17 protein-coding genes are annotated in these 16,741 nt (G+C 67.8%); 10 read left to right on the top strand and 7 right to left on the bottom strand.

What is annotated here, in order from left to right:
* Position 1: 1 nt before the first annotated feature.
* Positions 2-1,339, top strand: coding sequence for an AmpG family muropeptide MFS transporter (locus BLS34_RS10705; protein ID WP_093150499.1), 1,338 nt, complete (start codon positions 2-4; stop codon positions 1,337-1,339).
* A 4-nt stretch (positions 1,340-1,343) separates the two neighbouring features.
* Here BLS34_RS10705 and BLS34_RS10700 read toward each other — a convergent pair whose 3' ends face one another.
* Positions 1,344-2,333, bottom strand: a complete 990-nt coding sequence (locus BLS34_RS10700) for an adenosine kinase (protein ID WP_028796162.1) — start codon at positions 2,331-2,333, stop codon at positions 1,344-1,346.
* A gap of 203 nt (positions 2,334-2,536) precedes the next feature.
* Between BLS34_RS10700 and BLS34_RS10695 the strand changes: the two genes are divergently transcribed.
* The 3 genes from BLS34_RS10695 (at position 2,537) to BLS34_RS10685 (ending at position 4,420) form a co-directional block, all read left to right on the top strand.
* Positions 2,537-3,211, top strand: a complete 675-nt coding sequence (locus BLS34_RS10695; RefSeq protein ID WP_175474180.1) for an EI24 domain-containing protein — start codon at positions 2,537-2,539, stop codon at positions 3,209-3,211.
* Between the two features lie 290 nt (positions 3,212-3,501).
* On the top strand, positions 3,502-3,948 hold the full coding sequence (locus tag BLS34_RS10690; RefSeq protein WP_169400903.1) for a bactofilin family protein: 447 nt from the start codon (positions 3,502-3,504) through the stop codon (positions 3,946-3,948).
* Positions 3,949-3,955: 7 nt separating this feature from the next.
* Entirely contained in the window at positions 3,956-4,420 is a 465-nt protein-coding gene (locus BLS34_RS10685) for a hypothetical protein (protein WP_093150187.1), read from the top strand.
* 32 nt (positions 4,421-4,452) lie between these two features.
* Here BLS34_RS10685 and nth read toward each other — a convergent pair whose 3' ends face one another.
* On the bottom strand, positions 4,453-5,091 hold the full coding sequence (gene nth / locus BLS34_RS10680) for an endonuclease III (protein WP_093150497.1): 639 nt from the start codon (positions 5,089-5,091) through the stop codon (positions 4,453-4,455).
* 105 nt (positions 5,092-5,196) lie between these two features.
* Here nth and BLS34_RS10675 point away from each other — a divergent pair, with 105 nt between their 5' ends.
* Positions 5,197-5,724 (top strand): DUF2244 domain-containing protein, encoded by a 528-nt coding sequence (locus tag BLS34_RS10675; RefSeq protein WP_093150186.1) that lies wholly within the window; start codon positions 5,197-5,199, stop codon positions 5,722-5,724.
* Between the two features lie 5 nt (positions 5,725-5,729).
* Here BLS34_RS10675 and dapB read toward each other — a convergent pair whose 3' ends face one another.
* Positions 5,730-6,527, bottom strand: coding sequence for a 4-hydroxy-tetrahydrodipicolinate reductase (gene dapB / locus BLS34_RS10670; RefSeq protein ID WP_093150496.1), 798 nt, complete (start codon positions 6,525-6,527; stop codon positions 5,730-5,732).
* 156 nt (positions 6,528-6,683) lie between these two features.
* Here dapB and BLS34_RS10665 point away from each other — a divergent pair, with 156 nt between their 5' ends.
* Positions 6,684-7,217, top strand: a complete 534-nt coding sequence (locus BLS34_RS10665) for a PadR family transcriptional regulator (protein ID WP_093150183.1) — start codon at positions 6,684-6,686, stop codon at positions 7,215-7,217.
* Positions 7,218-7,425: 208 nt separating this feature from the next.
* On the opposite strand, the gene dnaJ is transcribed toward BLS34_RS10665, so the two are convergent.
* Both dnaJ and dnaK read right to left on the bottom strand, forming a co-directional pair.
* Entirely contained in the window at positions 7,426-8,568 is a 1,143-nt protein-coding gene (gene dnaJ / locus BLS34_RS10660; RefSeq protein ID WP_028796157.1) for a molecular chaperone DnaJ, read from the bottom strand.
* 139 nt (positions 8,569-8,707) lie between these two features.
* Positions 8,708-10,645 (bottom strand): molecular chaperone DnaK, encoded by a 1,938-nt coding sequence (gene dnaK, locus BLS34_RS10655; RefSeq protein ID WP_028796156.1) that lies wholly within the window; start codon positions 10,643-10,645, stop codon positions 8,708-8,710.
* A 154-nt stretch (positions 10,646-10,799) separates the two neighbouring features.
* Between dnaK and BLS34_RS10650 the strand changes: the two genes are divergently transcribed.
* Positions 10,800-11,696, top strand: coding sequence for a DUF1848 domain-containing protein (locus BLS34_RS10650; RefSeq protein ID WP_028796155.1), 897 nt, complete (start codon positions 10,800-10,802; stop codon positions 11,694-11,696).
* Between the two features lie 185 nt (positions 11,697-11,881).
* Here the strand turns inward: BLS34_RS10650 and grpE are convergent, their stop codons facing one another.
* Together grpE and hrcA are read right to left on the bottom strand one after the other, a co-directional pair.
* A complete protein-coding gene (gene grpE / locus BLS34_RS10645; protein ID WP_028796154.1) occupies positions 11,882-12,553 on the bottom strand; it encodes a nucleotide exchange factor GrpE in 672 nt (223 codons plus the stop codon).
* 310 nt (positions 12,554-12,863) lie between these two features.
* Entirely contained in the window at positions 12,864-13,943 is a 1,080-nt protein-coding gene (hrcA, locus tag BLS34_RS10640; RefSeq protein ID WP_245565676.1) for a heat-inducible transcriptional repressor HrcA, read from the bottom strand.
* 171 nt (positions 13,944-14,114) lie between these two features.
* Between hrcA and rph the strand changes: the two genes are divergently transcribed.
* From rph to hemW, 3 genes are read left to right on the top strand one after another with little or no spacing between them, the layout of a single operon-like run.
* On the top strand, positions 14,115-14,879 hold the full coding sequence (gene rph, locus BLS34_RS10635) for a ribonuclease PH (RefSeq protein WP_051245178.1): 765 nt from the start codon (positions 14,115-14,117) through the stop codon (positions 14,877-14,879).
* Between the two features lie 13 nt (positions 14,880-14,892).
* On the top strand, positions 14,893-15,516 hold the full coding sequence (gene rdgB, locus BLS34_RS10630; RefSeq protein ID WP_093150181.1) for an RdgB/HAM1 family non-canonical purine NTP pyrophosphatase: 624 nt from the start codon (positions 14,893-14,895) through the stop codon (positions 15,514-15,516).
* The gene (gene hemW / locus BLS34_RS10625) at positions 15,494-16,738 is read left to right on the top strand and encodes a radical SAM family heme chaperone HemW (protein ID WP_093150180.1); all 1,245 of its coding nucleotides are present in this window, start codon (positions 15,494-15,496) and stop codon (positions 16,736-16,738) included. Before rdgB ends, hemW begins: the two co-directional genes overlap by 23 nt.
* Positions 16,739-16,741 lie beyond the last annotated feature (3 nt).

The raw sequence follows: 16,741 nt of genomic DNA, 5'->3' as shown, positions 1-16,741 counted from the left end.
TATGGCGGCTGAACGCACCTCCTGGACCGACGGCATCCGGGTCTATCTCGACCGCCGGATGCTCATCATCCTCGTCTTCGGCTTCGCGTCGGGCCTGCCGGCGCCGCTGGTCTATTCGAACCTGTCGATCTGGCTGACCGATGCCGGCTTCTCACGGTCCAGCGTCGGCCTGTTCAGCCTCGCCACCACCGCCTACGCCATCAATTTCCTGTGGGCGCCACTGGTCGACCGGCTGCGGCTGCCCGGCCTCACCGACCGGCTCGGACGCCGGCGCGGCTGGGCGCTGCTGACCCAGCTCCTGCTGATCGCCGCCATCGCCTTTCTCGGCCTGACCGATCCGACCGCCGACGTGTCGATGGTGGCGCTGGCCTGCGTCTTCGTCGCCTTCGTGTCCGCCACCCAGGACATCGTCATCGATGCCTATCGGGTCGACATCCTGAAACCGGAAGAGTTCGGCGCCGGCTCGGCGGTGGCGATCTGGGGCTGGCATCTGGGCGGCACCCTGGTCGGCGGCGCCGGTGGCCTCTATCTCGCCGCCAACCTGGGCTGGAACGCGACCTATCTTATCCTGGCCTGCACCCTGCTGATCGCCGTCGCCGCCACGCTGCTGGCCCCGGAGCCGACACCCCGCGATCCCTTGCCCGAGGACGTGAGCGACACGGGCGCGCCGGCCACCGAGCGTGCCGCGATCTGGCTGCGCCAGGCGCTGATCGACCCCTTCGCCGAGTTCATGCGCCGGGACTGGTGGCTGCTGATCCTGGTCTTCGTCTTCGTGTTCAAGTTCGGGGACGCGCTGCTCGGCCGCATGTCCTTCGTGTTCTACCGGGAGCTGGGTTTCGAGCTGACGCAGATCGCCGACGTCACCAAGGTGTTCGGCCTCGCCGCCGTCTGCCTGGGCGTCTTCGCGGGCGGAATCCTGGTGAAACTGGCCGGCGTGTTCCGCGCCCTGCTGGCCGGCGGCCTCGCCGCGGCGGCGACCAACCTCGCCTATGCCTATCTCGCCGGCGCCGGCCAGGACGCGGACGTCTTCGCCGTGGCGGTGATCGCCGACAATTTCACCGGCGGCCTGGCGACCGTCGCTTTCGTCGCCTACCTCGCCGGGCTCTGCAACACGGCATTCTCGGCGACCCAATATGCGCTGCTGAACTCGCTGGGGAATCTGGCGCGGATCTGGTTCGCGTCCTCCGCCGGCGTCATCGTCGACAGCCTGGGCGGAGACTGGGCGCTGTTCTTCACCATGACCGCCGGCCTTGCCCTGCTGGGCCTGCCGCTGCTGCTGGTGCTGATGTGGGTGATGCCGGACCCGGGCAAGGCCGGATCCGGCTCAGAGTCGTCTTAAGCGATCAGCCGAGCTTCTCGGCCACCAGCTTCTTCAGGTCGGCCTCCGGCCGCGCGCCCACGTGGCTGATGATCTCCGACGCGCAGATCGCCCCCATCCGGCCGCAGGTCACGGCGTCCTTGCCGGCGGTGTATCCGTGCAGGAACCCGGCGGCGTAGAGGTCGCCCGCCCCGGTGGTGTCGACCACCTGGGCAACCGGCTCGGCATCGAGCACGTGGACCTCGTCGCGATGGACGACGACCGCGCCCTTCTCGCTGCGGGTCAGGGCCGCCGTCTCGACCTCGAAACGAACTGCCTGAAGCACATCGTCGAACTTGTCGGTCTCGAACAGCGACAGGGACTCCGCCTCGTTGGCGAAGAGGATGTCCACGTGATGCTTCACCAGCTCCTTGAAATCGGCGCGGTGCCGGTCGACGCAGAACGAGTCCGACAGCGAAAGGGCGACCTTGCCGCCGGAGCGGTGGGCGATCTCCGCCGCCTTGACGAACGCCTTCTTGGCCTCGGGCTGATCCCAGAGATAGCCCTCCAGGTAGACCACCTGGGCGTCGGCGATCAGGTCCTCGGGGATATCCTCGGGGGTCAGGTTCACGCAGGCGCCCAGGAAGGTGCTCATGGACCGTTGCGCATCCGGCGTCACCAGGACGAGGCAGCGGGCGGTCGGCGGTCCGTCCGGGGCCGCCGCGGTCTCGAAGCGCACGCCCTGGGCGGTGATGTCGTGGCGGAACACCTTGCCCAGCCCGTCATCGCGCACCTTGCCGATATAGCCGGTGCGGCTGCCGAGCGCGGCCAGGCCGGCGGCGGTGTTGCCGGCCGAGCCGCCGGACATCTCCACGCCCGGCCCCATGGCGGCGTAGAGGGATTCCGAACGCTCGGCGTCGATCAGGGTCATCGCGCCCTTCTCCACTTTCTCCGTCGCCAGAAAGGCGTCGTCGCAGCGGGAAATGACGTCGACGATGGCGTTGCCGATGGCGACGACATCCAGGCTCTTGGTCATTCAGATCTCCAGGAGTTCTTGGAAACGGCCTCGCCAGCACCCTAGTGGTCTGACCGAACCGATCAACCCCGGCGATTGGGTTCGTGGGCGGTCCCGTGCGGAAATCGACCCTTCACGGGCGTGCCGCGCTTGAATACGGCGCGGCTTCGTGGTTTCAAGCGGCGGGGCGACGCAGCCACATGAGATGGCCACATGAGACGGCGATGTTCAGATCCATATCCCTGACCCTGGGGCAGCTCGGCGATCCCCGCCTGCGGTCGGTGCTGATTCTGTCGATCGGCGCCAGCCTCGCCCTGATCGTCTTTCTAACGATCGGCGTCGGCTACGCGCTGAGCGCCCTGGCCCAGACCGGGACCGAGTGGCTGGACAGCCTGCTGGTCTGGCTGGGCGCCATCGGAACCTTCATCTTCGCCCTGATCTTCTTTCCCGGCTCCGTGCAGTTGGTCAGCGGCGTGTTTGCCGACCGGGTCGCCGACGCGGTGATGGCGAACCACTATCCGACCGCGCCGACCCCGCGTCACGTGCCGATGGGCGAGGTGCTCGGCGACGGACTGCGCTTCGCCTTCCTGTCCATCGGCCTGAACATCCTCGCCCTGCCGCTGTATTTCGTGCTGCCGGGTCTCAATCTGATCGTGTTCTACGGGCTGAACGGCTACCTGCTCGGCCGCGAATACGCCGAGATGGTCGGTCAGCGGACCCTGGACCGGATGTCGATGCGGACGTTCCGGCGCGCGAATCAGGGATCGCTTTTTCTCGGCGGGGTGCTCATCGCCGTGCTGTCGACGATCCCTGTGGTGAACCTCACAACCCCCGTTGTGGCAACCGCTTTTGCGGTCCACGAACATGAACGGTTGCGGCGCCGAACCGTTCCGCGATAATACCGGTGGGGCAACCGTTTAGCCGAAAGCGCTCAGTTAGGAGATAAGCCATGTTCCGGCGTCGCAGAGCATCCGAAATGCCGCGAGACGGAAATGTCGAACCGGTGATGGATGCGGGCGCATCGAAGGAGTCCGGCTCCGACACCGACGATCTCTCCTCATCAACCCCCATCGGCAGCCAGTCTGAAGGCGCGGACAGCGTGTCCGGGTCGCCGGACTCCGACACCGTGCGTCCGGACACCTCGACATCCTCCCCCTCCTCCGCCGCTTCCGACTCGAAAGGTTCGGCCATGTCCGCTTCGACCCCCCCGCGTACCCCCGGCCAGGGCTTCGTGCCCGAGATTCCCCGACGCTCGGCCGCCGACATTCCCGGCGCGCCGCAGCGCCGGCCGACCGCGCCCCGCGGCAACGAGGAGAGCAAGCGTCTCCTGGTCGGCAAGGACATCTCGCTGTCCGGCGAGATCACGGCCTGCGACTCCCTCGTCGTCGAAGGCACCGTCCAGGCGACCCTGGAGCACAGCCAATCCCTCGAGGTCACAGACACCGGCCTATACCGGGGCAAGGTGACAATAGAAGAAGCGATCATCGCCGGCCGCTTCGAGGGCGAGCTGTCGGTCCGCGGCACCCTGTCGGTGAAGGCCACCGGCGTGCTCGAGGGCAAGGTCCGGTTCAACAAGCTGGAAGTCGAGCTCGGTGGTGTGATCAAGGGCGATATCAGCCCCCTGACCGAAGAGTAATCCGCGCATGGACCGTGTCGCCGGGCGCCGCGCCTGCGCTCTTGCCCTGACCGCCGCTGCCCTGACTGCCGCGATTTTCCTTTCCGGATGCGCAACGACGCAGCCCGCCCCCAAGACGGCGGCTGCCCCGGGCGCGACGCCGGTGGCCCGCGGCGCGGCCCCGGTCCCGCTCACCACCGGCAGGGCCCTGCTGCCGGTGGCGCTGCGCGACGAGCGGTCGCTCCGCGCGCTGGATCCGACCGGGGTGGCGCGGCTGATCGGCCAGCCGACCTTCGTGCGCCAGGACGGCGGCGCCACGGTCTGGCAGTACACGGCCCGCACCTGCATCATGGACCTGTTCTGGTACCGCTCGGATATCGGGCCGGCCCTGGTCCATATGGAGGCCCGCAATATCCACAGTCCGCGCGCGGCCGACATGCAGGACTGCCTCGACGAACTCTGGAAGCAGCACACGGTCGAGGCGGAAAGCTGAGCCGGGCCGGTTCCCTCAGGGGGCCGGTTCCTTCAAGAAGCCAGCGTCTTGTCCTTGAAATTGCAGACGGCGGCGACCTTGCAGTCCGGGCATCGCGGCTTGCGCGCCTTGCAGATGTAGCGGCCATGCAGGATCAGCCAGTGATGCGCATGGCGCAGATAGGCCGGCGGCACCTTCTTCAACAGCGCCTTCTCCACCGCCAGCGGCGTCTTCCCCGCCGCCAGACCCGTGCGGTTGGCGACCCGGAACAGGTGGGTGTCGACGGCGATGGTCGGCTCGCCGAAGGCGATGTTCAGGACCACGTTGGCGGTCTTGCGGCCGACGCCTGGAAGAGCCTCCAGCGCCTCGCGGTCGCGCGGGACCGCGCTGCCGTGCTTCTCGATCAGCTGCTCGCAGAGGGCGATGACGTTCTTGGCCTTGGCGTTGAACAACCCGATCGTCTTGATGTGCTCCTTCACCCCGGCCTCGCCGAGCGCCAGCATCTTCTCCGGCGTGTCGGCGACCGGAAACAGCTTCTTCGTCGCCTTGTTGACGCCGATATCGGTCGCCTGCGCCGACAGGACGACGGCGACCAGCAGGGTGAAGGGATTGATCCAGTCGAGCTCGCCCTGCGGCTCCGGGTTATCCGCCTGGAGCGTGGCGAAGAAGGTCTCGATCTGGGCTTTGGTCATCGCGCGGGCCATGTCCCTGTTTAGCCCCCGCGACAGAGGGCCGCAATCGCCCACATCGCTATGCCGGATTGACCGCTCCCCGGTCCGCGGCGCTAATGTGAGGCCATGGAGCAGCCGATCGCCAAGACGGGGTCCGAGCCCGAGGAAACGCCGGTTCTGGATCTCGTTCTGTATCCGCATCGATCCCTCACGCCCCAGGGGTTCCTGGTCCTCATGGGCGTGATCGCCGGGCTGTCGTTCACCATCGGCTTGGTCTTTTTTCTCCTCGGCGCGTGGCCGATCGTCGGCTTTCTCGGCCTCGACGTGGCGGTGATCTATCTCGCCTTTCGTCTGAACTACCGGGCCGCACGGGCTTACGAGACGATCCGGCTCTCCGGCAACGCGCTGGAGGTCGTGAAGATCGACGCCCGCGGCCGCCGCCGGCGCTACGTCATGCCCTCGGCCTGGCTCCGGGTCGATGTGGAGCAGCGGCCGCGGCGCGCCAGCCGGCTGACCCTGCGGTCCCGGGGGCGCGGGCTGGAGATCGGCGCCTTCCTCGGCCAGGAGGAGAAGGACGGGCTGGCAAATGTGCTGCGCGACGGGTTGCGCCGCGCGGCCCTGCCGCCCCATCTCTCCATTCCGGAACCAAATTGAACCGATCAGGTGATGCCGAGCACGTCACGCATGGTGTAGAGCCCCGGCGTACGTCCGGCGACCCAGCGGGCCGCCCGCACCGCCCCGGCGGCGAAGACGTCGCGCCCGCTCGCCTTGTGGCCGATCTCGACGCGCTCGCCAGCGCCGGCGAAGATCACCGTGTGATCGCCGATCACGTCGCCGCCCCTTAATGTTGCGAATCCGATCTGACCCTGTTCCCGGGGACCGGTCATGCCCTCGCGGGACAGCACGGCCACGTCGTCGAACGCGCGGCCCCGCCCCTTGGCGGCGGCCCGGCCGAGTCCGAGGGCCGTGCCCGACGGGGCATCGACCTTGCGGTTGTGATGCATCTCGACGATCTCGATGTCCCAGGCCTCGTCCAGGGCGGCGGAGACCTGCTCGACCACCGCCAGGAGCAGGTTGACGCCCAGACTCATGTTCGGCGCGTAGACGATGGCGGTGGTTTTGGCGTGTTCGGCGAGGGTGGCCTCCTGCGCGTTGGTCAGGCCGGTGGTTCCGATCACCAGAGGCGTGCCGCTGGCGGCCGCGCGCGCCGCATGGACGAGGGTGGCCTCCGGCAGGGTGAAGTCGATGGCCACGTCGACGCCCAGGACGGCGTCCACATCGTCGGTCACCGACACTCCGAGGGAGCCGACGCCCGCCAGGTCGCCGATATCGGCGCCGAGATGGGCACTACCGGCACGATCGGCGGCTTTGTTGACGGTCATCCCGTCGGCCTCGGTGACGGCCCGGGTGACCATCCGTCCCATGCGTCCGGTACTGCCGAACACGCCCACTGCCAATGCCATCGCTCTTCTCCCTCATGGCCGTCGCGCCGCCGAGAATACGGTTTATTATCGCATTGTCAGCCCTCGGGAGCACGTCGGGCTATCGCATTTCTAGTTATTTGGTGTTAAAGGTAAATTCGGTTTGATATTCTTGTTAAATGGAGAGATATCGTGGATGTGCGCGCGCTCTGCCTCGGGGTTCTCAGCTTCGGGGACACCAGCGGCTACGGCATACGCAAATCGGTGGAGGACTGGTTCGGCCACTTCGCCCATGCCAGCCTCGGCGCCATCTATCCGGCCCTCGCCAAGGCGGTAGCACGGGGCGAGATCGAGGTCGTGGGGCCCGGCGACGTCTCCCTGGAGAAGCGGGTCTTCCGCCTGACCGAGATCGGGCGGGAAGCCCTGGTGGCGTCGGTCTCGGCCGCCTCCGGCGAAGAGGTTCTGCGCTCTCCCTTCCTCACCGCCATGTTCTTCGCCCATCTGGTCGAGATGGACGACGTCAACCGCGTCGTGGACGAGCGTCTCGCAGGACTCCGCAGGGAACAGCGGCGTTTGCGGGGCCTGCCCAGTGCCGAGATGACCGAGGGACAGCGCTTCACCATCCGCTATGCCATGGCGATGACCGGGGCGGCGATCGCCTTCATGGAGCGCGAGGGCCGGGCAATGGTCACCGCCATCAATCGGGAGAAGACCGGGGGGTTCTGACGGTGCAGCCGGTACTACCCCCCTGAAACCCGCGGTTTCCTGGGGGTAGTGCCGGTGGATTGGGGGAATAGTTCCCGGGGCAACGCCTGAAATGCGAGAGCGGGATCGGTTCAGATCTAAACGATCTGCACCGGGAATCGCCCTCTATCCCATCAAAGATAGAGCACAGTCACACGAGCAGAAGGTTTCCAACTGATCGTGACTTGCTCTAGTCGCGAAGGTCCTCCCACAGCTCCTTCACCTTGTCGAAGAAGCCGTGACTCTGCGGACTGGTCTTCTCCACGCCGCTGTCCTTCTGGAATTCCTCCAGCAGCTCGCGCTGACGGTCGGTCAGGTTGACCGGCGTCTCGACTGCCACCTCGACATACATGTCGCCGCGCGACGGCGAGCGCAGGACGGACATGCCCTTGCCGCGCAGCCGGAACTGCCGGCCGGTCTGGGTGCCGGCAGGGACGGAGACCTTGGCCCGCTTGCCCTCGATGGTCGGCACTTCGATCGCGCCGCCCAGGGAGGCGGTGACCATCTCCAGCGGAACCCTGCAGTAAATGTCGGCGCCTTCGCGCTGGAACAGCGGATGCGGCTGGATGTTCAGGAACAGATAGAGGTCGCCCGGCGGCGCGCCGCGCATGCCGGCCTCACCCTCGCCCTGCAGGCGGATGCGGGTTCCATCCTCCACACCGGCGGGGATGTTGACCGACAGGGTCTTCTCCTTGCGCTGGCGGCCGGCGCCGCTGCAGGCCTTGCACGGGTTCTCGATCACCTGGCCCACACCGCCGCAGGACGCACAGGTCCGCTCGATGGTGAAGAAGCCCTGCTGGGTCCGGGTCTTGCCGCGACCTCCGCAGGTCGGACAGGCGATCGGCTTGGAGCCCTTCTCCGCGCCCGCGCCGTCGCAGACGTCGCAGGTCACGGAGGTCGGCACGCGGATCTCTGCCTGCCTGCCGTTGAACGCGTCCTCCAGGCTGACCGTCATGTTGTAGCGCAGATCGGCGCCGCGGCCCGGGCTGGCGCCCCGCCTGCCGCCACCGCCGCCCATGAAGTCTCCGAACATCTCCTCGAAGATGTCGGCGAAACCGCCGGAGAAGCCCTCGAAACCGCCGCCGCCGCCGGGACGCGGTCCGCCGCCTTCGAACGCTGCGTGACCGAAACGATCGTAGGCGGCCTTCTTCTCGTCGTCCTTCAGGACGTCATAGGCCTCGTTGAGTTCCTTGAACTTGAGCTCCGCTTCCGCGTTACCGTGATTGCGGTCGGGATGGAACTGCATCGCAAGCTTGCGATACGCCTTCTTCAGGGTGTCCTTGTCGGCGTTCCGGTCAACGCCCAGGACCTCATAATAGTCGCGCTTCGCCATCGATCGTCACCGCCCCCGGTATCGCGCTAGTGTCGTCGTTGCGCGTGTCGCTGAAAAGCCCCGGTCCGAGCGGACCGCGGCGCCCGGCATCGATCCGCCAAGGGATGATGCCGGGCCACGCGTTTTCACCTGATCGGGATCAGGCCGACTTGTTGCGATCCTGGTCGTCGACTTCCTCGAAGTCGGCGTCGACCACATCGTCGGCTCCGGCGGAGGAGTCCGACTGACCGCCGGAACCGGTCTCGGCACCGCCCTCGGCGGCCCCGGCCTCCTGCTGGGCCTTGTACATCGCCTCGCCCAGCTTCATGGACGACTGCTGCAGCGCCTGAAGCTTGGCCTGGATGTCCTCGACGTCGTCGCCGTCCATCGCGGTCTTGAGCGCCGCGAGGTCCGACTCCACCGCCGACTTGTCCGCCGGATCGACCTTGTCGCCGAAGTCGGCAAGGGTCTTCTCCGTGGCGTGGATGGCGTTGTCCGCCTGGTTGCGCGCCTCGATCAGCTCGCGGCGCTTCTTGTCACCGGCGGCATTCGTCTCGGCGTCCTTGATCATCTGCTCGATGTCGCTGTCGGACAGACCGCCCGACGCCTGGATGCGGATCTGCTGCTCCTTGCCGGTGGCCTTGTCCTTGGCCGAGACGTTGACGATGCCGTTGGCGTCGATGTCGAAGGTCACCTCGACCTGCGGCACGCCGCGCGGTGCCGGCGGAATGCCGACAAGGTCGAACTGGCCGAGCATCTTGTTGTCGGCCGCCATCTCGCGTTCGCCCTGGAACACCCGGATCGTCACCGCGGTCTGGTTGTCCTCGGCGGTCGAGAAGGTCTGGCTCTTCTTGGTCGGGATCGTCGTGTTGCGGTCGATCAGTCGGGTGAACACACCGCCCAGGGTCTCGATGCCGAGCGACAGCGGGGTCACGTCGAGCAGCAGGACGTCCTTGACCTCGCCCTTCAGCACGCCGGCCTGGATCGCCGCGCCGGAGGCGACGACCTCGTCCGGGTTCACGCCGCGATTCGGGTCCTTGCCGAAGAAGCTCTTCACCGTCTCGATGATCTTCGGCATGCGGGTCATGCCGCCGACCAGGATCACCTCGTCGATCTCGCCGGCGGACAGGCCGGCATCCTTCAGCGCGGCCTTGCACGGCGCGATCGTGCGCTGCACCAGGTCGTCCACCAGGGCTTCCAGCTTGGCGCGGGTGACCTTGATGTTCAGGTGCTTCGGACCGGACTGGTCGGCCGTGATGAACGGCAGGTTGACCTCGGTCTGCTGCGAGGAGGACAGCTCGATCTTCGCCTTCTCGGCCGCTTCCTTCAGACGCTGCAGCGCCAGGCGGTCGGAGCGCAGGTCGATCCCGTTCTCCTTCTTGAACTCGTCGGCCAGATAGTCGATCACCCGCTGGTCGAAATCCTCGCCGCCGAGGAACGTGTCGCCGTTGGTCGACTTCACCTCGAACACGCCGTCGCCGATCTCCAGCACGGACACGTCGAAGGTACCGCCGCCGAGGTCATAGACCGCGATGGTGCCGGTCGACTTCTTGTCCAGGCCGTAGGCCAGGGAGGCGGCGGTCGGCTCGTTGATGATGCGCAGGACTTCGAGACCGGCGATCTTGCCGGCGTCCTTGGTGGCCTGACGCTGGGCGTCGTTGAAGTAGGCCGGGACGGTGATGACCGCCTGGGTCACGCTCTCGCCCAGATAGGTCTCCGCGTCCTCCTTCAGCTTGCCGAGGATCATCGCGGAGATCTGCGCCGGGCTGTACTTGTTCCCGTCGATCTCGACCCACGCGTCGCCATTGTCGCCGGCGACGACCTTGTAGGGGACGAGCTCGTTGAATTTCTTCGACGCGGCGTCGTCCGCGCGGCGGCCCAGCAGGCGCTTGATCGCGAACAGCGTCTTTTCCGGATTGGTCACGGCCTGGCGCTTGGCGGCCTGGCCGACCAGCCGCTCGCCACCTTCGGCGAAGGCGACCATGGAGGGCGTGGTGCGCGCGCCCTCGGCGTTTTCGATGACCTTGGAAGTCGAGCCGTCCATGACGGCGACGCACGAGTTCGTCGTGCCGAGATCAATACCGATAACCTTGCTCATGCGATCCTCTCTTCAGCGGCAGGCGCCGTTGGCCTCGAAAGCGCCGTCGGCGCCCCCATCGGGGACAATTTCAGGATTGAACCGTATATAGTGGGGCCAATCGCCGACGCAAGCGTTGCCGGAGCCTGATTCTCGGCCCAAGTTGGCGTTTACCATGATCGTCTCCGCCAGCTACAAGACCGACATCCCCGCCTTCTACGGTTCCTGGTTCCGCAACCGGCTGGCCGCCGGCTTCGCCCGGGTCACGAACCCCTATGGCGGCAAACCCTTCACCGTGGGGCTCGACCCGGAGGCCGCCGAGGCCTTCGTGTTCTGGACCCGCAACGCCGAACCGTTCCTCGACACGCTGGAAACGCTGGCGACGCAGCGGCGGCCGTTCATGGTGCAGGTGACCGTCACCGGCTATCCGCGGGCGCTGGAGCGGTCGGTGATCGATACCGGCCGCGCGGTGGCGCAGATCCGCGAGATGGCCCGGCATTTCGGGCCGCGGACCGTGGTCTGGCGCTACGATCCGGTGCTGATCACCGATCTTACGCCGCCCGATTTCCACGCGCGGACCTTTGCCGCGCTGGCGCAGGACCTGGCCGGCGCGGTCGACGAGGTCGTGCTGTCCTTCGCCACGATCTACCGCAAGACCGGCGCCAACCTGCGCCGGCTGGAACGGGAGGCCGGCATCGCCTGGCGCGATCCGGAGGCCGAAGAGAAGCGCGCGCTGCTGGCCCGTCTGGCGGAGATCGCCGCCGAGCGGGGCATCCGTCCCACCCTTTGCGCCCAGCCGGACCTGCTCTCGCCCGGACTGGCCCCGGCCGCCTGCATCGACGTGACCCGGCTGTCCGGAATCGCGGACCGGGAGATCGGAGGACGGGAGAAGGGCAACCGGCCGGGCTGCGCCTGCGCGGAATCCCGCGATATCGGCGCCTACGACACGTGCCCGCACGGCTGTCTCTACTGCTACGCGGTCGGCCGGCCGGAAACCGCCAAGCGCAAGATGCGGGCACATGATCCGGACAGCGAGTTCCTGTTCCCGCCGGATGGAAGGACCAAAACCTAGCTCATGACACTTTACTACAGCGCCACTCCCCGGATTTATGCCGGGGCCTACTCGCCCGCTGTTCCAAGTCCTGGCGCCTGATTCATGGCGTCCGCGCGTGCAGACGGATGGGCCCCGGCATAAATCCGGGGCGTGCTTTTTGGAGGGTAGAAGGTAGAGAGAGGGGCGCTCGAGCACCCCCAGCCTCACGCCGTGGTATCGACCCGCTCGTGGTCGTCCGGCTTGCCACCCTTGGCGACGCCGACCATGGCGGCGCGCAGCAGCCGATCGTGCAGCACGTAGCCCGGCGCGAGAACCTGAACCACCGTGCCCGGCGCCTTGCTCGGATCCTCGACCTCGAACATCGCCTGATGCAGGTTGTAGTCGAACTTCTCGCCGAGTGGGTTGATCCGCACGATCTTGTGCTTGTCGAAGGCGTTCAGAACCTCCTTCTCGGTCATCTCCACGCCGACGATGACGTTCTTCACCGCGTCGTCGAGGGAATCCCGGTCCGCCGGGGCGGAGTCCAGCGCACGGCGCAGGTTGTCGACGGCGTTCAGCAGATCCTTGGCCAGGTCGGCCGACGCGAACTTGCGCCACTGCTCCTTCTCGCGCTCGGTGCGCCGGCGCAGGTTCTCCGCATCGGCCAGGGCCCGCAGTGCCTGGTCCTTGAGATGGGCGACCTGCTCCTCGAGCTCGGCGATCCGCACGTCGCGGGCATCGGTCTGGCCCCCGTCCGTGTCGATCAGGCCTTCTTCCGACAGGCCCAGGCTCTCGGCAAGCGACGCCTCGGCCGCCTGATCGTACGGGGCTTCGCCCGGCGCCTGCTGATCGTTGACGGGTTGCGGGCCGGCGGGCTTGTTCTGGTCGTTCGCCATGATCGCTACTCGTGGTCCTGCGGTTGAAAATGCGGCACGTCCGTGGATCGGAGACTGTCGTGACGTCCGCTATGTAAGGCGCCTGTGCGTCGATGAAAACCCGAATCGCCGCAAATCACCCCCGAGCGTCGGCGGATCCCTCGGCGTCGGCCCGGTGCGGCGTCCCGGATTTCCTAGAACCATATCCGATCGTATTGAATCACGGAGCGATTCAATACGGTCGGTGAATTTGTCTCTGAACCAATAAGATAGAGCAGAATCAGGCACGCCGATGGGATCGCGAAGTGATCCCGTCACCGCACGATCTGCTCTAGCCCAGCAGCCGGCTGATCAGCTTGGAGGTGTAGTCGACCATCGGGATGATGCGGGCGTAGTTCATCCGGGTCGGGCCGATCACACCGATGGCGCCCACGACCGAACGTTTCTGATCGTGGTACGGCGCGATGATCATCGAGCAGCCGGTGTTGCGGAACAGCTGATTCTCGGCGCCGATGAAGATCTGCACCCCGTCGGCGGCCCCGGTGGCGTCGAGCAGGCGCAGGGTGCTCTCCTTCTCCTCGAGCTGCTCGAACAGCCCGCGGATCCGCTCCAGGTCCTCCAGGGCGGTCACGTCGTGCAGCAGGGCCGACTGGCCGCGCAGGATCAGGGTCGAGGCTCCCGGCCCCCCGCCCCAGGTGGCCAGCCCGGCCTGCACGACGCGGGAGGTCAGGTCGTCGAGCTCGGCCTTGCGCTGGACGATCTCCTCCTCGATCCGCGCCATCGCCTCGCTGAGCGTGCGACCGCTGAGCCGGGTGTTGAGGTAGTTGGTCGCCTCCACCAGGGCCGAGGGCGGCAGGCCGGCGGGCAGCTCCACCACCCGGTTCTCCACCAGGCCGGTCTCGCTGACCAGCACCACCAGGGCGCGCTGGTTGCCGAGCGGCACGAACTCGATATGGCGCAGCGAGCCTTCATTCTTCGGCGAAACGACGAGGCCGGCGCAGCGGGTCAGCCCGGCCAGGGCGGAGGACGCCTCCTCCAGCATCTCCGCCACACTGCGGCCCGCGGCGGCGCACTGTCCGTCGATGCTCTCCCGTTCCTCCGGCCCGAGATCGCCGCCGATCTCCAGCAGGCCGTCGACGAACATGCGCAGGCCCGCGTCGGTCGGCAGGCGCCCGGCGGAGGTATGGGGCGAGAACAGCAGTCCCGCCTCCTCCAGATCGGCCATGACGTTGCGGATTGTCGCCGGCGACAGCACCAGGCCCTGCTTACGCGACAGGGTGCGCGAGCCCACCGGTTCCCCCGTCTCCACATAGGCATCGACCACGTGCATGAGGATCCGGCGCGACCGCTCGTTGAGTTGCGCCAGGGCGGTGGACGGCATCGACGTGCCGTCAAAGGGTTCTTTGTGCATAGCTGCCATCGTAGCGCAAAATCTAGGAAGCGCTATGCGGCCGGTCAACGTGTGTCGCCCCCGCCTCCGCCGGTCCGCCCGAAGCGGTCCGCGAGACTGGACGCCGGGGGTCGGGATCGCTAGCTTCCGCGCAGATTTCGACCAGAGCCATCCGCAACGAAAGGCGACCCCATGGCATCCGCCCCGACCTCCGGCCAGAACGCCGGCCAGACCCCGGCGGGCTCCCGGCCCTCCGGCCGCGCCGTCGACGAACTGCGCAAGGTGGTCCTGGAACCCGGCTTCGCCAAGCATGCCGAAGGCTCCTGCCTCGCCCGGTTCGGCGACACCCACGTGCTGTGCACCGCCACCGTGGAAGAGCGGGTCCCGCCGTGGCTGAAGGGCGGCGGCAAGGGCTGGGTCACCGCCGAATACGGCATGCTGCCGCGCTCCACCCATACCCGCACCGACCGCGAGGCTGCCCGCGGCAAGCAGTCGGGCCGTACCCAGGAGATCCAGCGCCTTATCGGCCGCTCCCTGCGCGCCGTCACCGACCTCGCCGCCCTGGGCGAGCGTCAGATCCGGATCGACTGCGACGTGCTGCAGGCCGATGGCGGGACCCGCACCGCGGCGATCACCGGATCCTGGGTCGCCCTGCACCAGGCGATCGCCACCCTGAAGCGCTTCGGCGCGGTGAAGAGCGATCCGCTGGTCGACCGCGTGGCCGCGATCTCCTGCGGCATCTACAAGGGTGTGCCGGTGCTGGATCTCGACTATGCCGAGGACAGCGACTGCGACGCCGACGCCAATTTCGTGCTGACCGCCGGCGGCGGACTGGTCGAGGTCCAGGCCACGGCCGAGGGCGATCCGTTCTCGGAGGCGGCGTTCATGGAACTGCTGCGCCTCGCCCGCAAGGGCACCGACGAACTCGCCTCCCTGCAGCTCGCGGCCGTGGGCTGAGGAGACCGACGCCATGGCGCCCCGCAAGCTGGCCGGCGAGACCCTGGTCCTCGCCACCCATAATCCCGGCAAGGTGCGGGAGATCGGCGAGCTGCTGGCGCCCTATGGCATGAGCGTGGTCTCCGCCGGCGAGCTCGGCCTGCCGGAGCCGGAGGAGACGGGCACCACTTTCGTTGCGAATGCGGAACTGAAGGCGCTGGCGGCGGCCACGGCCTCCGGGAAACCGGCGCTGGCCGACGATTCCGGGTTCTGCGTCGCGGCTCTGGACGGCGATCCGGGGATCTACTCCGCCCGCTGGGCCGGACCGTCCAAGGACTTCTCGGTCGCCATGGAGCTGGTCCACCGGAAGATGGCGGAGAGCGGCTCGGACGACGACCGGGCCTGGTTCACCTGCGCGCTGACCCTCGCCTGGCCCGACGGCCATTGCGAAAGCGTGGAGGGCTTCGTGCACGGCACCGCCGTGTGGCCGCCGCGCGGCGACAAGGGCTTCGGCTACGATCCCATGTTCGTGCCCGACGGCGACACCAAGACCTTCGGCGAGGGGGATGCCGACTGGAAACATTCGGTCAGCCACCGGGCGGACGCCTTCGCCCAGCTCGTGGCGCGGTGCTTCGATGGCGGCCCTGCTGGCGACTGACCCCACCGCTCGGGCGGCGGCGGCGTCGGACCCGCTCGGACTCTATGTCCACTGGCCGTTCTGCCGGGCCAAGTGCCCCTATTGCGACTTCAACAGCCATGTCTCGGACAGCGTCGATCACGCCCTGTGGCGCAACCTCCTGGTGCGCGAGCTGGAAACCCTGGCGCCCCGGGTCGGCGGCGCGGCGGACGGCACCCGGCGGCTGGTCAGCATCTTCTTCGGCGGCGGCACCCCGTCACTGATGGAGCCGGAAACCGTCGCCGACGTGCTAGCGGCGGCGCGGCGGCTGTTCCGCTTCAACAACGACATCGAGATCACCCTGGAGGCCAACCCCACCTCGGTGGAGGCGGCGAAGATGGCGGCGTTCCGGCAGGCCGGGATCACCCGGGTCTCGCTCGGGGTGCAGGCCCTGGACGACGCGTCGCTGCGCTTTCTGGGACGGGAGCACTCGGCGGCGGAGGCGCTGGCCGCCCTGGATGCCGTACGGGCGCAGTTCGACACCGTCTCCTTCGACCTGATCTATGCCCGGCCGGAGCAGGACCTGGCCGGCTGGCAGCGGGAACTGGAGCGGGCGATCGCCCTGGAGCCGGTGCACCTGTCGCTCTATCAGCTCACCATCGAGCCGACGACGCCGTTCTACGCCCGCCACGCCCGCGGCGAGTTCGCCCTCCCGGACGACGACGGGGCGGCCGACCTGTATGAGGCGACCCAGGAAATCCTAGGCCGGGCGGGCCTGCCGGCCTACGAGGTGTCCAACCACGCCCGCCCCGGCCATGAATGCCGGCACAACCTCGTCTACTGGCGCTATCAGGACTATCTCGGCATCGGACCCGGCGCCCATGGCCGGCTGTCGGACGGACGGCCCGGCGCGGCGAAGACCGCGACCCGCACCCACCGGGCGCCGACGATCTGGCTGGACCGGGTGGCCCGGGAGGGTCATGCCCTGGTGGACGATGCGCCGATCCCACGGGACGAGGCGCTAATGGAAGCGGTGCTGATGGGCCTGCGCATCGACGAAGGGCTGACCGAGGACCGGTGTCGCCACCTGTTCGGCGCCGCGCCCGCCGACCTGTTCGAGGCCCCGGCGCTGGAGGGGCTGGTCGCCGCCGGATTCCTGGAGACCGCGGGTGCCGATATCCGCGCCACCGCCGCCGGCCGCGCCCGTCTGGACGCGGTCACCGCACGCCTGTTGCAGCACGCCCGGCCGCTGACGGGCCGGTAGGCC

The organism is Thalassobaculum litoreum DSM 18839 (assembly GCF_900102465.1).
Taxonomy (GTDB): Bacteria; Pseudomonadota; Alphaproteobacteria; order Thalassobaculales; family Thalassobaculaceae; genus Thalassobaculum; species Thalassobaculum litoreum.
Note: the sequence above shows the minus strand (reverse complement) of the source record. Positions and strands in the feature narration are given on the sequence as shown.

What these genes read in the sequence shown, in the direction of transcription:
- BLS34_RS10705 (WP_093150499.1), top strand. Translation starts at nt 2, where the DNA reads ATGGCGGCTGAACGCACCTCCTGGACCGACGGCATCCGGGTCTATCTC.
- BLS34_RS10700 (WP_028796162.1), bottom strand. Translation starts at nt 2,333, where the DNA reads ATGACCAAGAGCCTGGATGTCGTCGCCATCGGCAACGCCATCGTCGAC.
- BLS34_RS10695 (WP_175474180.1), top strand. Translation starts at nt 2,537, where the DNA reads ATGTTCAGATCCATATCCCTGACCCTGGGGCAGCTCGGCGATCCCCGC.
- BLS34_RS10690 (WP_169400903.1), top strand. Translation starts at nt 3,502, where the DNA reads ATGTCCGCTTCGACCCCCCCGCGTACCCCCGGCCAGGGCTTCGTGCCC.
- BLS34_RS10685 (WP_093150187.1), top strand. Translation starts at nt 3,956, where the DNA reads ATGGACCGTGTCGCCGGGCGCCGCGCCTGCGCTCTTGCCCTGACCGCC.
- nth (WP_093150497.1), bottom strand. Translation starts at nt 5,091, where the DNA reads ATGACCAAAGCCCAGATCGAGACCTTCTTCGCCACGCTCCAGGCGGAT.
- BLS34_RS10675 (WP_093150186.1), top strand. Translation starts at nt 5,197, where the DNA reads ATGGAGCAGCCGATCGCCAAGACGGGGTCCGAGCCCGAGGAAACGCCG.
- dnaJ (WP_028796157.1), bottom strand. Translation starts at nt 8,568, where the DNA reads ATGGCGAAGCGCGACTATTATGAGGTCCTGGGCGTTGACCGGAACGCC.
- dnaK (WP_028796156.1), bottom strand. Translation starts at nt 10,645, where the DNA reads ATGAGCAAGGTTATCGGTATTGATCTCGGCACGACGAACTCGTGCGTC.
- BLS34_RS10650 (WP_028796155.1), top strand. Translation starts at nt 10,800, where the DNA reads ATGATCGTCTCCGCCAGCTACAAGACCGACATCCCCGCCTTCTACGGT.
- grpE (WP_028796154.1), bottom strand. Translation starts at nt 12,553, where the DNA reads ATGGCGAACGACCAGAACAAGCCCGCCGGCCCGCAACCCGTCAACGAT.
- hrcA (WP_245565676.1), bottom strand. Translation starts at nt 13,943, where the DNA reads ATGCACAAAGAACCCTTTGACGGCACGTCGATGCCGTCCACCGCCCTG.
- rph (WP_051245178.1), top strand. Translation starts at nt 14,115, where the DNA reads ATGGCATCCGCCCCGACCTCCGGCCAGAACGCCGGCCAGACCCCGGCG.
- rdgB (WP_093150181.1), top strand. Translation starts at nt 14,893, where the DNA reads ATGGCGCCCCGCAAGCTGGCCGGCGAGACCCTGGTCCTCGCCACCCAT.
- hemW (WP_093150180.1), top strand. Translation starts at nt 15,494, where the DNA reads ATGGCGGCCCTGCTGGCGACTGACCCCACCGCTCGGGCGGCGGCGGCG.